This window comes from Candidatus Zixiibacteriota bacterium (assembly GCA_020853795.1).
Lineage (GTDB): Bacteria > Zixibacteria > MSB-5A5 > CAIYYT01 > CAIYYT01 > JADJGC01.
In genome coordinates this window covers 1-17810 of the sequence record JADYYF010000109.1, presented here as the reverse complement: position 1 = coordinate 17810, position 17810 = coordinate 1, and the positions used below count along the sequence as shown (strand labels likewise).

The 17810-nt window shown below is 57.6% G+C and carries 20 protein-coding genes; 14 read left to right on the top strand and 6 right to left on the bottom strand.

The features are described from left to right. Window position 1 precedes the first annotated feature (1 nt). From nuoH to IT585_08480, 8 genes are read left to right on the top strand one after another with little or no spacing between them, the layout of a single operon-like run. Window positions 2-985 (top strand): NADH-quinone oxidoreductase subunit NuoH, encoded by a 984-nt coding sequence (gene nuoH, locus IT585_08515; GenBank protein ID MCC6963279.1) that lies wholly within the window; start codon window positions 2-4, stop codon window positions 983-985. A gap of 10 nt (window positions 986-995) precedes the next feature. Beyond that, a complete protein-coding gene (gene nuoI, locus IT585_08510) occupies window positions 996-1499 on the top strand; it encodes an NADH-quinone oxidoreductase subunit NuoI (protein ID MCC6963278.1) in 504 nt (167 codons plus the stop codon). After that, window positions 1499-1999, top strand: coding sequence for an NADH-quinone oxidoreductase subunit J (locus IT585_08505; GenBank protein MCC6963277.1), 501 nt, complete (start codon window positions 1499-1501; stop codon window positions 1997-1999). Before nuoI ends, IT585_08505 begins: the two co-directional genes overlap by 1 nt. A gap of 2 nt (window positions 2000-2001) precedes the next feature. Beyond that, the gene (nuoK, locus tag IT585_08500) at window positions 2002-2304 is read left to right on the top strand and encodes an NADH-quinone oxidoreductase subunit NuoK (protein ID MCC6963276.1); all 303 of its coding nucleotides are present in this window, start codon (window positions 2002-2004) and stop codon (window positions 2302-2304) included. 22 nt (window positions 2305-2326) lie between these two features. Next, window positions 2327-4255, top strand: a complete 1929-nt coding sequence (gene nuoL / locus IT585_08495) for an NADH-quinone oxidoreductase subunit L (GenBank protein ID MCC6963275.1) — start codon at window positions 2327-2329, stop codon at window positions 4253-4255. 2 nt (window positions 4256-4257) lie between these two features. Next, window positions 4258-5808, top strand: coding sequence for an NADH-quinone oxidoreductase subunit M (locus IT585_08490; protein MCC6963274.1), 1551 nt, complete (start codon window positions 4258-4260; stop codon window positions 5806-5808). A 2-nt stretch (window positions 5809-5810) separates the two neighbouring features. Then, complete coding sequence (locus IT585_08485; protein MCC6963273.1) at window positions 5811-6023, top strand: glutathione S-transferase N-terminal domain-containing protein; 213 nt, start codon at window positions 5811-5813, stop codon at window positions 6021-6023. Window positions 6024-6075: 52 nt separating this feature from the next. Beyond that, window positions 6076-7530 (top strand): NADH-quinone oxidoreductase subunit N, encoded by a 1455-nt coding sequence (locus IT585_08480; protein ID MCC6963272.1) that lies wholly within the window; start codon window positions 6076-6078, stop codon window positions 7528-7530. 138 nt (window positions 7531-7668) lie between these two features. On the opposite strand, the gene IT585_08475 is transcribed toward IT585_08480, so the two are convergent. Beyond that, window positions 7669-9126, bottom strand: a complete 1458-nt coding sequence (locus tag IT585_08475) for an amidophosphoribosyltransferase (GenBank protein MCC6963271.1) — start codon at window positions 9124-9126, stop codon at window positions 7669-7671. Window positions 9127-9484: 358 nt separating this feature from the next. Between IT585_08475 and IT585_08470 the strand changes: the two genes are divergently transcribed. Next, window positions 9485-10177, top strand: a complete 693-nt coding sequence (locus IT585_08470; protein ID MCC6963270.1) for a hypothetical protein — start codon at window positions 9485-9487, stop codon at window positions 10175-10177. On the opposite strand, the gene IT585_08465 is transcribed toward IT585_08470, so the two are convergent. Beyond that, window positions 10150-10569: a hypothetical protein gene (locus tag IT585_08465; GenBank protein ID MCC6963269.1), complete on the bottom strand. Its 420-nt coding sequence runs from the start codon at window positions 10567-10569 to the stop codon at window positions 10150-10152. The genes IT585_08470 and IT585_08465 overlap by 28 nt on opposite strands. A gap of 91 nt (window positions 10570-10660) precedes the next feature. Between IT585_08465 and IT585_08460 the strand changes: the two genes are divergently transcribed. Further along, window positions 10661-11233: a sigma-70 family RNA polymerase sigma factor gene (locus IT585_08460; GenBank protein ID MCC6963268.1), complete on the top strand. Its 573-nt coding sequence runs from the start codon at window positions 10661-10663 to the stop codon at window positions 11231-11233. Further along, window positions 11230-11733 carry a zf-HC2 domain-containing protein gene (locus IT585_08455; GenBank protein ID MCC6963267.1) on the top strand — a complete coding sequence of 168 codons (504 nt, stop codon included), beginning with the start codon at window positions 11230-11232 and terminating at the stop codon, window positions 11731-11733. Before IT585_08460 ends, IT585_08455 begins: the two co-directional genes overlap by 4 nt. Before the next feature lie 10 nt (window positions 11734-11743). Here IT585_08455 and IT585_08450 read toward each other — a convergent pair whose 3' ends face one another. The 4 genes from IT585_08450 to IT585_08435 form a co-directional block, all read right to left on the bottom strand. Then, window positions 11744-12568 (bottom strand): alpha/beta fold hydrolase, encoded by an 825-nt coding sequence (locus IT585_08450; protein MCC6963266.1) that lies wholly within the window; start codon window positions 12566-12568, stop codon window positions 11744-11746. 18 nt (window positions 12569-12586) lie between these two features. Beyond that, entirely contained in the window at window positions 12587-13735 is a 1149-nt protein-coding gene (locus IT585_08445) for an FAD-binding oxidoreductase (GenBank protein ID MCC6963265.1), read from the bottom strand. 479 nt (window positions 13736-14214) lie between these two features. Then, window positions 14215-14673, bottom strand: coding sequence for a GAF domain-containing protein (locus tag IT585_08440; protein ID MCC6963264.1), 459 nt, complete (start codon window positions 14671-14673; stop codon window positions 14215-14217). A gap of 1 nt (window position 14674) precedes the next feature. Further along, complete coding sequence (locus IT585_08435; protein MCC6963263.1) at window positions 14675-15460, bottom strand: DUF169 domain-containing protein; 786 nt, start codon at window positions 15458-15460, stop codon at window positions 14675-14677. Between the two features lie 102 nt (window positions 15461-15562). On the opposite strand from IT585_08435, the gene IT585_08430 reads away from it, so the two are divergent. The 3 genes from IT585_08430 to IT585_08420 all read left to right on the top strand — a co-directional run. Then, a complete protein-coding gene (locus IT585_08430) occupies window positions 15563-16948 on the top strand; it encodes a sigma-54-dependent Fis family transcriptional regulator (protein ID MCC6963262.1) in 1386 nt (461 codons plus the stop codon). Between the two features lie 192 nt (window positions 16949-17140). After that, window positions 17141-17578: a prepilin-type N-terminal cleavage/methylation domain-containing protein gene (locus IT585_08425; GenBank protein ID MCC6963261.1), complete on the top strand. Its 438-nt coding sequence runs from the start codon at window positions 17141-17143 to the stop codon at window positions 17576-17578. Between the two features lie 82 nt (window positions 17579-17660). Beyond that, a partial coding sequence (locus IT585_08420; protein ID MCC6963260.1) for a prepilin-type N-terminal cleavage/methylation domain-containing protein occupies window positions 17661-17810 on the top strand: 150 nt, incomplete at its 3' end.

Sequence of the window (17810 nt, the reverse complement as noted above, 5' to 3'; positions counted from 1 at the left end):
AATGCTGGAAATCGCCGTCATCGCCCTGATTAAGTCCGTAGTCGCACTCACCGTGCTGCTGCTGGCATGCGCCTGGCTGACCTATCTGGAGCGGCGGGTGCTGGCGATGATGCAGTCGCGCATCGGGCCGAACACGGCCGGATTCAAGGGACTGCTGACACCGGTGGCGGATCTGGTCAAGCTGCTCTTCAAGGAAGATTTTATTCCTGCCGCCGCGCACAAGCCGCTGTATCTGCTGGCGCCGCTGATGGCCTTCATTCCGGCGATGCTGCCGATTGCGGTGGTCCCGTTTGGCGATACGATCACGCTGTTTGGCCGCGAAATCAATTTGGTGATCTCGGATTTCAGCCTCGGGCTGTTGTTTATCCTCGCCGTCACGTCGTTGGGGATATATGGCATCATCATGGCGGGTTGGGCGCCGAACAGCAAATTTTCGCTGCTCGGCGGCTTGCGCTCCTCGGCGCAAATGATTTCGTACGAGATCGGCCTCGGGATGTCTTTCATCGGCGTGATCATGCTGGCCGGGACATTGAATCTGGTGGAGATCGTCCAGCAGCAATCGTCGATTCTCGATTGGTACATCTTCAAGCAGCCGCTGGCATTTCTGCTGTATCTCACCTGCGCGATCGCCGAGACCAATCGGGCGCCGTTTGACCTGCCGGAAGCCGAGTCGGAACTGGTGGCCGGATATCACACTGAGTACTCGTCGATGCGTTTCGGGCTGTTCTTCGTTGGCGAATACGCTAATATGGTCACGGTTGCGGCGGTCGCGACGACGGTGTTCCTGGGCGGCTGGCAGGGGCCGTTCCTGCCGCCGATTTTGTGGTTCATCATCAAGTGTTTCGCGTTCTTGTTCTTCTACATCTGGCTGCGCGGGTCGCTGCCGCGATTCCGCTACGACCAGTTGATGAAGTTTGGTTGGTACGTGCTGATTCCGCTGGCGCTGGCCAATATCCTGATCACGGCGCTGGTGACGCAGCTATAGGAGGTTGACGATGTTGCGCGTGCTCAAAGAGATTTTCATCGCCATCCCGATCGGCATGTTTACCGTGCTCAAACAGATGTTCCACAAGCCGGTCACGCTCAATTATCCGTTCGTCAAAGAACCGATGATGCCGCGCTATCGCGGTCTGCATTTCCTGGAGCGCTACGACAGCGACGGCAGCGAGCGGTGCGTGTGTTGCGGACTCTGCGCGGCCTCCTGTCCGGCGGATGCGATCTATATGGAACCAGCGGAGACCGAGCGCGGCGAGCGCTACGCGAAGATCTACGAGATCAACGAGCTGCGCTGCATCTTCTGCGGCTTCTGCGAAGAAGCCTGTCCGGAAGAAGCGATCTTTCTCGGGCGCGAGTACGAGTTTGCCGCGGATCATCGCGACAAGTTTATCTATACGAAGGACGATTTGCTGGTCAAGTGGCCGCGCACCAAGCCGTCGGAGGTGAAGTTTCTCCGGCCGCTGCGGCGCGTCGACTGGCAGCAGGAGCAGCATCCGCACTAATGGAACTGGCGATCTTCATCGGCGCTGCGGCGGTGGCGATTGTGTCGGCGGTCCTGGTGATCTCCCAGCGCAATCCGATTGCCGCGGTGATGTATCTGCTCACCTCGTTTGTGGCGCAAGTGGTGCTCTTTATCTCCCTCCATGCCGCCTTTTTGGCGATGCTGCAGGTGATTGTCTACGCCGGCGCCGTGCTGGTGTTGTTCCTGTTCGTGATCATGTTGCTGAATTTACGGCGGGAAGATTTCGGCAAAGACATCAAGATGCGCTTCAAGCCGTTGGCGATCGCGTTTGCCGTTGTGCTGCTGCTGGAGACGATCGTTGCGGTGCAGTCGTCGTTGGCGGCCAAGGCGCCGCGTGTGCAACTGGCGCCCGACTTCGGTTCGGTGCAGGGTGTCGGCATGGAGTTGTTTACGAATTACCTGTATCCGTTTGAATTGACGTCAGTGCTGCTGATCGTGGCGGTGCTGGGCGCCGTAGTCATGGCGAAGAAGAGGCTGTAGCGATGATTCCGCTGGAATGGTACCTGATTGTCGCCGGAGTGATCTTCGTGATCGGCATGCTGGGCGTCATCATTGCTCGCAATATCATGATCATTTTCATGGCGATCGAGCTGATGCTTAACTCGGCGAACTTGGCGCTGGTGGCGTTTTCGCGCGACCTGGGCACGATGGGCGGCCACGTCATGGTGTTTGTCGTCATGACCGTGGCGGCGGCCGAGGCAGCGGTGGGGCTGGCGATTATCATCGCGCTGTTCCGCAACCGCGACAGCGCCAATATCGACGAAATCAACCTGTTGAAGTGGTAGTGCGGACGGGAGAAGAAGACGAATGCAGCTGATCTGGTTGATACCGTTGATGCCGTTGCTCGGATTCCTGATCAACGGTCTCCTCAGCGGGCGCTTGCCGAAACCCGCCGTCGGGTATATCGCCTGCGGTTCGGTACTGGCCTCGCTGCTGCTCTCCATTTACGCCGTGCTGGAGTTGATGGGTCTGCCCGCCGAAGCCCGCGTGTTCGAGTTGTCGCTGTATTCCTGGATTCCGGTCGGCAGTTTCAACGCCGACTTCGGTTTCCTGCTTGATCCGCTCTCGGCAGTCATGATCCTGGTGGTCTCGGGCGTCGGGTTCTTGATCCACATCTACTCGATCGGGTACATGGCGCACGACAGGGACTACTCACGCTTCTTCACATATATGAATCTATTCACCGGCGCGATGCTGATCCTTGTGCTGGCCAACAACTTCGTGCTGATGTATGTCGGTTGGGAGGGGGTCGGCCTCTGCTCGTACCTGTTAATCGGATTCTGGTATGAGCGCAAATCGGCGTCGGATGCGGGCAAGAAGGCGTTCATTGTCAACCGCATCGGCGACTTTGGCTTCTCGCTTGGTATTTTCCTGCTCTTCTGGCATCTGGGGACAGTCAATTTCGCCGAAGTGATGAATCTGGCGCCGGAGCAGCTCGCCTTTGGCGGCGGGATTGTTACGGCCGCGACGCTGCTGTTATTCCTCGGTGCGACCGGCAAGTCGGCGCAGGTGCCGCTCTATGTCTGGTTGCCGGACGCCATGGAAGGCCCGACACCCGTGTCGGCGCTGATCCACGCGGCCACGATGGTGACTGCCGGCGTTTATATGGTCGCGCGCTGTAATGTGATCTTCATGATGGCGCCGACAACTTTGCTGGTCGTGGCGCTGATCGGGTTGTTTACGGCGATCTTCGCGGCGACTATCGGTCTGTTCCAAAATGACATCAAACGCGTGCTGGCCTACTCGACGGTCAGTCAACTCGGATATATGTTCCTGGCCTGCGGCGTCGCCGCATTTGGCGCGGGCATTTTCCACCTGATGACGCACGCGTTCTTCAAGGCGCTGCTTTTCCTCGGCGCCGGCTCGGTGATACACGGGATGAGCGACGAACAGGATATGCGCAAGATGGGCGGCTTGAAGGACAAGATGCCCACGACGTTCTGGACGATGATGATCGCGACGCTGGCGATTGCGGGGATTCCGCCGCTGGCGGGCTTCGTTTCGAAGGACGAAATTCTGTGGCAGTCGTTTTCCTCGCCGTTCGGATCGCCGATCTTCTGGGTCGTCGCGGTGTTGACCGCCGGACTGACCGCTTTCTACATGTTCCGACTGATATTCATGACCTTCTACGGCAAAGCGCGCTACGATCACCATACCGCTGAGCATGTGCATGAGTCGCCGAAAGTGATGACCGTGCCGTTGATGGTACTGGCCGTGCTGTCGGTGATCGGCGGGCTGATCGGTTGGCCGGCAGTATTGGGTGGCGGCGCGTGGTTCGAGCATTTCCTGCACCCGGTGTTTGCCCCTGGAGCCGAGATCGGAAAGCTTAATGAAGCAGGGCATTACTCGCATGCGATGGAATATCTGCTGATCGTGTCCAGCATCGTGCTGGTGCTCATCGCAATTCTGGCGGCGCGGCGGCTCTATCTGAATCGGGTCGAGACCGACGTGATGGAACAGAAGCTGGGGGGCGTCTACCAGTTGATCTATCACAAGTATTACGTAGATGAGCTGTACGACAAAGCGATCGTCACGCCCTGCGTAAATCTGTCGGTCTTCCTGTGGCAGAAATTCGACGTGCTGGTGATCGACGGGATTGTCAACGGCTCGGCCTGGCTTTTGGGGCAGTTTTCCGGAGTGTTGCGCAAGGCGCAGACCGGCATGGTGCGCGGTTACGCGTTCATCTTCCTGGCCGGCGTGGTGTTTGTCGTCGGCTACTTATTGTTGAATAGGTGATCATGGATCAAGCGATTCTTACATTAGTGACATTCTTCCCGCTGGTCGGCGTCCTGCTGCTGATGTTCGTTCGCAAGGAGTCGGAGCAGGCAATCAAGATGATCACGCTGGCAACAACGCTGGTCACTTTCGTCCTGTCGCTGCATCTATGGTTCCACTTCGATTCAACGACCTCGGCGATGCAGTTTACGGTGCAAGTCCCCTGGATTCAATCGCTGGGAATCAGCTACAACCTCGGTATCGACGGTATCAGTCTGCTGCTGGTGCTGCTGACGACGGTACTGATGCCGATCTCGGTCCTTTCCGCCTGGAATGCGGTCAAGGATCGGCTCAAGGGCTTCATGATCTCGCTGCTGATTTTGCAGGTCGGGATGATCGGCGTCTTTGTTTCGCTTGACCTGTTCCTGTTCTACATTTTCTGGGAAGTGATGCTGATCCCGATGTACTTCCTGATCGGCATCTGGGGCGGCATCAATCGCATCTACGCCGCGATCAAGTTCGTGTTATTTACGATGTTCGGATCGCTGCTGATGCTGGTGGCGATCATCGCGCTGGTGCTGATCCATTTCAAGACGACCGGCGTCTACTCATTTGCGCTGCAAGACTACTATCGGCTGGCGATCGGCCCCGGGGTACAAAACTGGCTCTTTGTCGCCTTTGCGCTGGCGTTTCTGATCAAGGTCCCGGTGTTTCCGTTCCACACCTGGTTGCCGGATGCGCACGTGCAGGCGCCCACGGCGGGCTCGGTGATCCTGGCAGGCGTGCTGCTGAAAATGGGCACCTACGGTTTTCTGCGTTACTGCATTCCGATGTTTCCGAACGCGTTCGAAGCGTGGCTGCCGACGATTGCGGTGCTGTCGTTGATCGGGATCATCTATGGCGCTCTGGTGGCAATGGTGCAAAAGGACGTCAAGTCGTTGGTGGCATTCTCCTCGGTTGCGCACATGGGCTTCGTCATGATCGGGATGGTAGCGCTCAACGACCAAGGTGTGGGCGGCTCGATCATGCAGATGCTCAACCACGGCATCTCGACCGGCGCCCTGTTCTTGATCGTCGGGATGATTTACGAGCGCCGGCATACGCGCCTGATCGCCGATTTCGGCGGTTTGTTCAAAGTGATGCCGATTTTTGCCACCTTCTTTATGATCGTGACGCTCTCATCGATCGGTTTGCCGGGGACGAATGGATTTGTGGGTGAGTTCGTGATCTTGCTCGGTACCTTCAAGTTCAATGTGACCTACGCTGTCATCGCGACGTTCGGCATCGTGCTCGGCGCGGCTTACATGCTCTGGATGTTCCAGCGCGTGGTCTGGGGCAAAGTTGAGAATCCGGAAAATCAAGGTCTAACCGATCTGAATCTGCGCGAGTGGGCCGTGCTGACGCCGCTGGTCGTGCTGATTTTCTGGATCGGCCTGTATCCGAAACCGATTTTCGAGGCGATGGCGCCGTCGGTGACGAACTTGATCCGACAGGCGGAAGCGCGCAAGGTGCAATTGTCGCAAATGTACGAGACTGTTGATAAGGCCAACTGGGTGACGAAGGCGGAGAAGTAGTCATGGGTGCGGTGAAACTTTATACGAAAGTCGGCTGCCCGTATTGCGCCTCGGCGCGCGAAGATTTCAAGGCGCGGGGCGTGGCGTTTGAGGAGCTGGACGTGCACACGACGCCGGGTGCGGCGGAAGAAGCTCAGCGGCTGCAGGGCGGCAGCCGGCGCGTGCCGGTGATATTTGAGAATGGCAAGGTGACCGTCGGTTTCGGCGGGTCCTGAGGATTTTAAGTTGGCGGCAGTTGCCGCCGGAGATTGAGTAAGACAGGAACAGATGTCATTTCAATCGGTTGATTGGTGGTTAATCGCGCCGTCATTGACGGTGTGTGTTTCCGCGCTGCTGACGATGTTGCTGCAGCCGTTTGTGTCCGAGCGGCGGCAGGAATGGATCGGCCATTTGAGCTGGATCGGCATGGCCCTGGCCCTCGTGCTTTGCGGCCAGCAAATCGGCGAGCAGGGTTCGACGTTCTCCGGCCAGTTCGTGCTCGACGAATTCAGCTTGTTCTTCAATATGATCTTTCTGGCCGCGGGCATCCTCACGATCTTCATGTCGCTCGACTATCTCAAGAAGAAGGAAAACAACCACGGCGAGTTTTATCCGCTTGTGCTCTTCGCGACCTACGGCATGATGGTGATGGCCTCGACGACGAATCTGCTCGTCATCTTCCTCGGTCTGGAAATCATGTCGGTCTCGTTGTACGTGCTGGCGGGTTTCGCGCGAACGCAATTACGCTCAACCGAAGCCGCGATCAAGTATTTCCTGCTGGGCGCGTTTGCCACCGGCTTTACCGTGCTGGGGATTGCGTTCATCTACGGTGTTACCGGCACGTTCGCGATTAACGACGTGCTGACCTACTTCCGGCAGACCCCGGGCATCGACGCGTTCCTCCTGATCGGAGCGGCACTGCTGATCGTCGGGTTGGGCTTCAAGGTGGCGGCGGTACCGTTCCATATGTGGGCGGCGGACGCCTACGAAGGCGCGCCCTCACCGGTGACCGGCTTCATGTCGGCAGGACCGAAAGCGGCGGCATTTGCGGCAATGCTGCGCATCTTCAGCTTTGGCTACCAAGATTTCCAGGCACAGCTCGAACCATTGTTCTGGGTGTTGGCGGTGGCGACGATGATTGTGGGCAACATCATGGCGTTGCGGCAGGAGAATTTCAAGCGCATGCTGGCGTTCTCGTCGATTGCCCACGCCGGCTACATCATGATCGCGCTGGTGGTCGGGACGGCCGAAGCGGCTTCCGCAGCGGCGTTCTATCTGCTCTGCTACGCCCTCACGAATCTCGGCGCCTTCATGATTATCAGCCTGGTCGATTCGTCACATGCTCACGACGAAGTCGCGACGATCAACGACTACGCCGGCCTGGGGCGCACCCGGCCGCTTTTGGGGGTCTTGCTCTTGATTTTCATGATCTCGTTGGCGGGCTTCCCGCCGACCGCGGGATTTGTCGGCAAGCTGGTGCTGTTCAAAGCCGCATTGGCTGAGGGCTACTATGCACTGGTGGTGATCGCGGTGATTAACAGCCTGATCTCGGTCTACTACTATCTGCGCGTGATCGTCAAGATGTTCATGGCCGACAAGGACGTCCAACCGATTTCAGTGCCGGCGCTGCCGGCGTTTCTCCTGCTGGCGTTGATCGTCGCCGTCGTGGCGGTGTTCGCGATCGGTATCTTCCCGCACCAATGGTATCCGCTTGAGGGGCTGACCGCGGTTACGGCGAGATAAAGGGGCAGCTTTAACGAAATTGAGATTGCCTCGTCGCGAGAGAACGCGGCGGGATTGTCAGTGCTGCGTTCGCTCCTCGCAATGACAGGGTTTGGAAGGGGTGTGCAGGTAATCAGGATAGGGAGGTAGCGATCGCCGCTACGCCGTCACCCTGAGCTTGCGTGAGCGCTTGGCAAACGTCCGCTTGGGGTCTTCAGCGGTTTCGGCGTGAGAGAGCAGGCGGCCGTTCTTGTTGGCGATCTTGGTCGGGTACTTGCCGGAAAAACAGGCGACGCAGAAACTCTCCTTGGGCAGCGAATGCATCGAGAGCATGGCGTCGATCGACAGATAGCCGATTGAGTCGACACCGAGGTAGTTGCCGATCTCTTCGACCGACATATTGGCCGCGATCAGCTCCTGCTTGGTCGGCATGTCGATGCCGTAGAAGCAGGGCGAGATGATCGGCGGGGACGAGATCCGCAGATGGATTTCCTTGGCGCCGGCCTCGCGGATCATCTTGATCAGCTTCTTCATCGTCGTGCCGCGCACAATGGAATCATCCACCACGACCACGCGCTTGTCCTTGAGCACACCCTTGACCGCATTGAACTTAACCTTCACGTCGAGATCGCGGATATCCTGCTTGGGATCGATGAAAGTGCGGCCGACGTAGTGATTGCGGATCAGTCCGAATTCAAAGGGGATTTTCGACTGTTCCGAAAAACCGAGTGCCGCAGTATTGGACGAGTCGGGCACGGAGATGACGATATCGGCCTCGGCTGGATGCTGCAACGCCAGGTAGCGCCCGAGGCGGCGGCGAATCTTGTCGACGTTCTCCTCGAAAATCTTGGAATCGGGACGCGCAAAATAGATGAACTCAAAGATGCAAAACGCATGCTTGCGCCTGCGAAACGGAAAGACCGAGCGCACGCCCTCCGTAGTCAGCTCGACAACTTCCCCAGGTTTGACGTCGCGGACATATTGCGCACCGATGATGTCGAATGAGCAGGTCTCGCTCGCCACGACCCACTTGTCGCCCAGTTTGCCGAGTGCCAGCGGTCGGAAACCATGCGGGTCGCGCGCGGCAACGATCCCGTCTTTGGTCAAGAACAGCAGGGAATAGGCGCCTTCGATTTTCTTGAGAGCATCGCAGATCGCATCAAGCAATCGCGGCTTGTGACTCTTGGCGATCAGATGCAGGATCACCTCAGTGTCCGAGGTGGTTTGGAAGATTGATCCGCTTTGTTCGAGCTTGTTCTTCAGCGATTCGTTATTCGTGAGATTTCCATTGTGACCGATTGCGATCTTCTGCCCCTTGATTGTGATCACGAGGGGCTGAACATTGCGGATCACGGAGGCCCCGGCCGTGGAGTAACGATTGTGGCCGATCGCGCGGTCGCCTTTGAGTACCGACAGCCGATCATGGCGACTGAAGACGTTGTTGACCTCCCCCTGGCCGCGGACTTCGTTAAGTGTCTCGCCGTCGAAGCTCACGATTCCGGCAGCTTCCTGGCCGCGATGCTGGAGGGCGTAGAGCCCAAAGTAGGTTAGTTCCGCAGCATTCGGGACCCCGAAGATTCCGAAAACACCGCACTCACAACGCAGATCGTCCGACATTCCAGCCTCGAAAAATCGCTTAAGATAGAGGCCACAAGACCGCTGTCAACAACATTTTAACCCCGCCCCAAAGTACTAATACGGCGCAAAAGGCTGCGCAGAGTGCAGCAAAAGCGAAGGAAATTGCAGAATCGATTGCCGTCATCGTCATGAGAGGCTATATTGGTGAAGAGAGTGACGCAGGAGCAGCCTCGGAACCCATTGTAATACTGCTGATTAGCAGAATCGTCTCAGGGGTCGGTTTAGGGGAGAATCGTCTCTGGAATCGAAGCGGGCGGCACAGCGTTTGCGCAAGCTATTTCCTTGGGTCAGTATGGTCAATCGTGATAGACAGAAATACGAGTCGCTGCGCAAAATCTTGACAGCGCCGACAGAGCCGAAGGCGGCCGAGTCGTATCTGCGGGAAGCACTCGCGGCTGCGCTCGACGCCCTCGAAGTGGCGGCCGGATCGCTGGTGGTCCTGGACGACAAAGGCAAGCCGCTGGTCGAGATCGCCGAAGGCAATGCTCATCTGGTGGCCGCGCTCGCGGGGCTGGAGGAACGAATGATCGCGTCAATGCGGACCCAATTCGGCATCGAAACCTTGTATTCCACGCTGAACGCGGATGGCCTGAAATCGATATTCTCTTACGTCATCAAGAGCGGCGACCGCACGCTCGGCACCGTTTCCGGCATCTGCATCGGCTCGCGCAATATTGCCCTGGAGCAGGAATTCATCGAGGTGATGGCAGCGGCGATCCGCAATTCGCTTGGGCAGGTCGGGCAAATTCGCACCGCACGGCTCGACGCGGTCAAGGAAACAACGGCGACGCTCAATCACGAGATCAATAATCCGCTGACCGTCGTCCTCGGTAATGTGCAGCTCCTGTTGATGAAGACGGAAGGTTTGCCGGCGGATGTGATCAAGCGCTTGCGGCTGATCGAGGAGAGCAGTCTGCGCATCCGCGATGCCGTGAGCAAACTGATGAAGTTGAATGAAGCGCGGACGACAACCTATGTCGATGACACCAAGATGATTGACCTTCAGGAGTCCAGCGACTCGGAAGGATAGCGATTGAACTGCTCGCGCCGATTCGTCCCATTACCGGCGCGGGCGACGAAGTGAAAGATTGCCAGCCCCAAGCCCGTCAACATCGGCACAAACGCAAAGACCAGTTCCGCACCCGGCGAATGGCCGCTGTTTACGCCTTCAAAAATCATCGCCAGCAGGAAACCGGCGCCGACCGCCATCAAGACGATCCCGGCCTTGAGGCTGCCGTAGCGCTCGGTGTCGACCGGCAGGTCGCGACCCTGGCGGATCATCTCCAGCCGCATTTCATGATTCATCTTGATGCGCTTGTACACGAACAAATAGACTAAGAACGCGACGAGGGCAAAAAAGCCAAGACCGAGAATAATCCCGGTGAGCATGCCAAAGACATCAGTAAGATCAAGCCTCCACATGTAGACTCCTTGTTTCGCTCTTTAGACCGCCGGAAACCGAAATTGGTTTCATTTCCCGCAACTTTTTGGAGAAAAATCAGTCTATATACTCATGCAAACAGCCATCATCGATCACGACCGCGAATTAGTCGAGCGGGCCCGCGTCGGCGAGCAGCCGGCACTGGCGCGGCTGACCGACGCCTACAAAGACCGGGTGTTTGCGCTGATCAACCGGATGCTCGACGATCCCGGGCGCTCCGAGGAACTAACGTACGAGGCGTTTATTCGCGCCTTCAAGAATCTCGGCTCGTTTCGTGGCGATGCGAAGTTTTCAAGCTGGCTTTATCGAATTGCTTTGAATCTCGCTTTGGCGGAGCGTGCGAAAAAGAGGCTGGAGCAAGTCTCGCTGTCAGAGCACGAGTATCTCGCCGCCGACCAGGCATCGCACCCGGACCAGGTGTATCAATCGCTGTTTTGCAGCCGCGTGATCGAGGAGGCCTTGGCGCAATTGCCGATTCACTATGCCACCGCCTTGCGGCTGTTCTACCTGCGCGGCGTCGGTTACGTTGAAATCGCGGAAGTGATGAAAATCCCGATCGGCACCGTTAAGACCTATCTCCATCGCGGCAAGCGCGCGCTCAAAGAGATCGTAACCGGGAAGTATCGTCCGGAGGAGCTGCTATGAGCGAGTGTCGCGAAATTCGCTGGCAACTAAACGAGTTCCTGGCCGGCAAACTTGACCAGGATCGAGATGAGGCTGTAAGAAGCCACCTCGATGTCTGCTCTCGCTGCGTCGGCATGCTCACGATCGGGCACCGGATCGACAACTACCTGAGGGCCAATGACTCGACGTTACCTGCGGACTTCTCCAGGAAAGTGGTTGGTGAGTTTCCGGTGCTGGGCGTTTGGGCCACCGTGATTCGCTATCTGTTTGCGGTGTTTGGTGCGAGCGCGGCGTTTGCGGCGCTGGCCTATTGGACGTTCAGCCAGTTTTTCTCAAGGGGTAATGATGTCATCGCCGGACAGCTGGCGGCACGGCCGGAAACACTCAGCATCGTTGTCAGCGAGTGGTTGGCGAATCCCGCGGTTCGCTACATTGGATTAGCACTTTTGGCCGTGGTGCTGACTGCGGCGCTCGTGCTGTTAGTCGATTCGCCACGACGAAGCCGCCGCGAGAGAGCCTAAGCTCCGGCGCTCATTTCTCCCTTACAAGAAATCTCCTCAGATCATCAAGGACCTTGACTTGCAGGGCGGGCTCGCTATTGAGCAGCCGGTTGCCCGCATACATCGACGAACTCACGAAAAGATCGAATTTGCGCGGGATGATATCGGTCAGGAGGTCGACCGTTTGCACGGCATAGACGTCAGTGTCCGAGTACGCAATCATGATCGGGCGGTCGTCAAATTCGCGCAGTACCGGCGCAATCCGCAGCTGGTTGAACTCCAGTCCCGGCGATACCAGCGCGATGTACCTCACGCGCGGATCGTTGTGGGCGTAAAGCAATCCGACGTTGGCACCAAGTCCGGCGCCGAGGACGGCGATCCGGGTCGTGTCGACGCGATCGTGATGGAGCCGGATCGTCTGCTCCACCAGCGCCGCAACATCCTGCGGGAAGTTGAGAAGTTCGCCGGTGTAGTAGCTGTACGGCGGCCGATTCTTCTGCTGCTTGAGATCATAGATGGACAAGCCATGTCCGGGCAGGTCCATCGCAAGAAAAGCGATGCCGTTGCGCAGCAATTGTTCGGTGAACATGCCCCAGTTGACATTGCTCATGCCGAATTGGTGCAAGAGGATCAACAACGGCGGCTTGCCGCTCTTCACCAGGCTGGCGTGGGGGATTTCAAGGCGGCCGACCAACTCCACGCTGGAATCGGGAGCGTCGACGGTAACTTCGATCGGCGGATTCAGCGGAAAGCGCGCCGCTACCGCCGACGAAAGGCTGATCAGAATCAGAAGGCAGGTAATTGTCAACAGGCTGGTCGGGCTTGGGAGCACGCGTCTCAAGTGGCGATCAGTCATTGGCAGCGAAGTCCTCCGTTAGATTACCGTGTTTTCCTCGATCAACGCCTTGTCCGCGAAGCGGTGCGGCGAGAGCGAGGAAATGTCGATCGTCGTCGGCTCGCCGCAGATCAACTCCGACATCACAATACCGACGGCCGGTGCATGCATCAAGCCGTGGCCCGATGAACCGTTCGCCTGATAAAACTTCGGAATCACGCCGCTCGAGCCGAGAACCGCGTGATGGTCCGGTGTGGTATCGTACAGGCCGCCCCAGGCGGTCTTGATCTGTGCCGTCTCCAACTGCGGAATCCGATCGAGGCCCTTCATCAAAATTGCCTCGGTATAGTCGGGGTGCGCCGACTCATCGAAACCTTCCGGAGTGTCCTTATCAGCCCAACCCAGTAACAACCCGGCCGACTCCTTGTGCGTGTACAACCCGGAGCCGATATCGACCACCATTGGGAACGTGTCGCTGATGAAATCGAGCGGCGCAGTGGTCACGATCTGTCGTTTATACGGTTTCACCGGCAAATCGATCCCCAGCCATGATGAAACGATGGCCGAATGCGGGCCGGCGCAATTGACGATCGTGTCGGTGGCGAAATCACCTTTGGCCGTCTTGACTCCGGTGAGCACGTCGCCGGTATGTGTGATGCCGATCGCCTCGTGCTCGAGAAAGAACTTCACCCCGAGCCGCCGGCAGGCAGCGACATAGCCCTGCGTAAACTGATGCGGATCGCCGATGCCGTCGCGGTGGGAGAACGTGCCGGCGAGAACGTCGTCAACAAAGAGCGGCGGCGCCAATTTCTTGATTTCTTCGCGCGAAAGCCACTCCACCGGATGCCCGAGGCGCTGCCACATCGCAAATTGCGTGCGAAACTTGGCGACGTGATCTTCGTTCGTCAGCAGGAACAAGTAGCCGACCTGATCGAACTGGACTTCGGCGCCGGTTTCTTCCTTGAAGGTTTCGAATTTGTCTTCGGAAAGCATCGACATGCGGACGTTGATCTCGGTGCCGAACTGCGCGCGGATGCCGCCGGCGCACTTGGCGGTGGCGCCGTTGCCGAGGTACATTTCCTTCTCAACGACAGCAATTTTCCCGAACTTCTTCTTGGCAAGATAGAACGCGATCGAACACCCGAGAATCCCCCCACCGATGATGACGACGTCGAATTTTTCCGACATGAAAACGCTCCTATGGACAAACCCTTCCGTGCCAATTAAGGGGGGAAACGGGCGTAGTCAAGCGGGAAAAGGGCGGGCGGTGACGGCGGTTTAGGGGCTCCAGATAAGAGAATTCGGGATTGCGCGAAGTTCGAATCGGAGTTAATATGCACTTACAAGGGTTGGCCATCAGCAAAGGGACCGAGTCATGGTGTTTCTGTTGGGATTTGTATTAGGCATCGCCTGTGGCTTTATCGTCGCCGAGATCCTCGAACACTGGATCAAGGGATCACGGCGGCCATGAAACGACTGGCAGAGGTTGTAAGGCTAATCTGCTGCCTGCTCCGGATGGCGCTGGATCGCAAGTTTCGCGAACGTGTTCGTGAGGAGTGGCAGCAGTCGCAGTATTCGGACTGATCGCAGGAGTACGGCCGACTGCGGACCGGGCACATATAGCAGAGCAAATTTCCGATCGGACAGATCAGGCACGATTCTGGCGCTCAGTACGCCGCCGCCAGTATCTCCGCCACCTGCTCCAGCAGTTGCCGATCCTTGTCGGTGAAAGCGGCATGGGTGTGCGAGTCGATGTCGATTTCGGCGACGACTTTGCCGTTCTTGAAGACCGGCACAACGATCTCCGATTTGGTCTCGAGCGAGCAGGCCAGGTAGCGCGGGTCGGCGTTGACGTCGTCGACGATGATCGTCTCCTCGTGCAGAACCGCAGCACCGCAAATACCGGAATCGGTTTTGATGCGCACATGCGGTGACGGCTTGCCGAGAAACGGCCCCAGCACCAGTTCATCTGGCTTGTCCAGAATGTAGATTCCCACCCAATCATAGTGGGGGTAGTTGTGCTTGAGGATATGAACGACCTCCAGCGGCAGGCGCTCGCGAGAGTCGGGCGCTGAAGCGACCTCGCGCAAGCGCGCCAGCACGTCCTCTTCGGTCAAGTAACTCATCTCAGCCGCGCTCATTCTTCCAGTAGTCCTCCAGTTCGCGATATTTTTCGGGAAACTCGGCCGTGAACCGCAAATAGGCCGGGATCGGGTAGCGGATACCGCCCTTGTGCGTGCCCTCAAGGCCGTCGATCATCGTTTGGCTCAGTTGATGCGGGAATGTGAACGCCATCTCGTGATCCTGCGTCCCGCCAAAGAGACGGTCGCCGTAGCAGGGAAGTATCACCTGCGGTTTTTGCGTCTGCATCGTCTCGATACAGATATCTGCGCAGTCGAGCCGCGACGAAAAGCGCGAGTGCAGATACCCGCCCGATTTCCAGAGTGACGCCGCCAGCAGCCGCATGATTTGCGCGGAATTACCGTACATGAGGATGACGTCCGGCTCGAAAGCGGTGCGCTCGAGCGGCGCGGTCAGGAAGTACTTGTACTCGCGGAACGAGAATTTGGGCAACTCGCTTTCCGTGCGCGCGCCGGCCTGCGCCGTCTCGGTGTACATCCCCTCGCAACAACAGCCGCTCGTGAAGTGTTCGACCAGCGGTTCGAAGCCGAACGCAGATTTGGCCAACGGGCAGGAAATGTCCTCATGGCCGAGGGCGATGACGTAGCCATAGCGGCGCGCTACCGCGATTCCCTGGCAAATCGCCGATTTGTAGCCCAGGTCACGAAAGGGGCGCTTGACCCGCGGCGGCAGGTCGTCGTCGCTCTTGCACATCTTGATGGCCAGCGGAAACGTGTCAGGCCGGATGTGCCGCGTGAGGGTGTCGTTAAGATTCTGAAGCAAGTCGGACATGGTGGGAATATAGAGGAAAGCAGTCGATTGTCAATGATCGGGCGCTGCTCCACTTCGAAACAAGCGTCTTCAGAACTCTTGCATTTTGCCGAAACTGGCAGAGTGAGCAAGATCCCGCGTATCCTCGTGGTCGACGACGAAGAGTCGATGTGCAACTTCATGGAAATCATGCTGCGCAAAGAGGGCTATGAAGTCTCGACGGCGCAATCGGGCAAGGCTGCCGTCACTCTGCTCGAAAGCGAAGCGCCGGACCTGGTGATCTCCGACATCATGATGCCGGAGATGTCGGGCATCGAGTTGCTCGTCGAAGCCAAGAAGCGGCGCGACGATCTGCACTTTGTCGTCATGACGGCGTTTGCCTCGGTTGATTCCGCGGTCGACGCGCTCAAGCGCGGCGCCGATGATTACATCACTAAACCGTTTAAGGTTGACGAGATCAAGCACGTCATCAGGAACCTGCTGGAAAATCGCGAACTGCGGCGCGAAAACCAGAAGCTCAAGGATGAGTTGGCCGGAAAGTTCACGCTCGATCGTTTCATCGGCAACGCGCCGGCGGTGGTCAAACTGAAAGAGCTGGTGAAGCAGATTGCCGCGTCCGATTCGACGGTATTGATCCTCGGCGAAAGCGGCACCGGCAAGGACTTGATTGCGCGCGCGATCCACGGCCATTCCCGCCGCTGCGAGAAACCGTTCGTCGCGATCAATTGCGGCGCCATCCCCGAGTTGCTCCTTGAATCCGAGCTCTTTGGCCATAAACGCGGGTCGTTCACCGGTGCCATCCGCGACAAGGATGGACTGTTCCAAGTAGCGGACGGCGGCGTCTTGTTCCTCGACGAAATTGGTAATCTCTCGACGGCGCTGCAGGTTAAGCTGCTGCGCGCGCTGGAGACGCAGGAGTTCACTCCGGTCGGCTCGACGACGCCGGTGCGAGTGGACGTGCGTCTGCTGGCGGCCACCAACTCCGATCTGGAAGGCGATGTCAAAGCCGGGAGATTTCGCGCCGATCTGTTCTACCGTCTGAATGTCCTGCCGATCACCTTGCCGCCGCTGCGCCAGCGCCGCGAGGATATCCTTCTGTTGGCGAACCACTTTCTTCAACGGCTGGGAGCGAAACACGACGCGGAGCCGAAGACCCTCGGTACAGATGCCGAAGAACTAATCGCCCACGCCGAGTGGCCGGGCAACGTGCGCGAATTGGAGAACACGATCACGCGCGCGTTCTTGCTGTCAAAGGGCAATGTCATCACGGCCGCCGATTTCCCCGACAAATTGCAGAAGAGCGAAGAAGTCGAGGTGACGGCTTCCGGCGATGCCGGCAATCCAACGCTGGAGTCGATCGAGAAAGCGTACATCTATTGGATTCTCAACCAGACAAATTGGCAAAAGACCAAGGCGGCGAAGCTTCTCGGGATCGACGCATCGACACTCTACCGCAAGATCGAACGCTACGGGTTGAAGCGAGAAGGGGAAAAAGATTCCGCGCAGTAGTAATCCGGAGTTGAGCGGGGAGTCTTGCACTTTGCGAGGGCGGCGGTGCAGTTTCCGCTGATTTGAGTCGCTGCTTTCATGACGGCGGAAGCGACGCCGGCGCAAGCGGCGGTCAGAAAGGGAATTACGATCAGGCAGAGATCGGGCATCATCCTTGCTTGGGCTTTCCCTGACGATTGGCAAGGAGAAAAGATGAAACGCAGAACAGTTGATCATAGCGGATTCACGCTCATCGAACTGATGATCGTCGTCGTAATCATCGCGATTCTGGCGGCGATGGCCATTCCGCGCTTCATCGCGGTCAGCACGAAATCCAAGCAATCCGAAGCGAAGCTCATTCTCAAGCAGATCCACAATAACCAGTCGACTTACTTTCAGCAGAACAACACTTACTGGATTCCGCCAGGCGGCACAGTGGCCAATTCGGTTACGCCCAACGCCTTTGCGGAAATCTGGGTCGATATGCGGACGCCGGCGCGCTACAGCTATACGATTGCCGGCACGCCGACAACTTTTACTGCAACGGCGACCAGCGGGATTCTTGATGACGACCCGACCCAAGACCAATGGACTATCAACGAGTTAGGCGAACTGCAGGTCACGCCGGGCATGGACGACTCGGAAAACTGAGAATTGTTTCAGTTTTGAAACACTGTTTGACGATATGGAAAACAGCAAATCGCATAACAAACCAACTCATGAGGAGGTTGTAATGTTCTCTAAACTCCAGAGAGGCCAGAAGGGCTTCACCCTGATCGAACTGATGATCGTGGTTGTGATCATTGGTATCTTGGCGGCGTTGGCGATTCCGCGGTTTATGCGGGCCACCACCAAGTCGAAGCAGTCGGAAGCCAAGCAGATT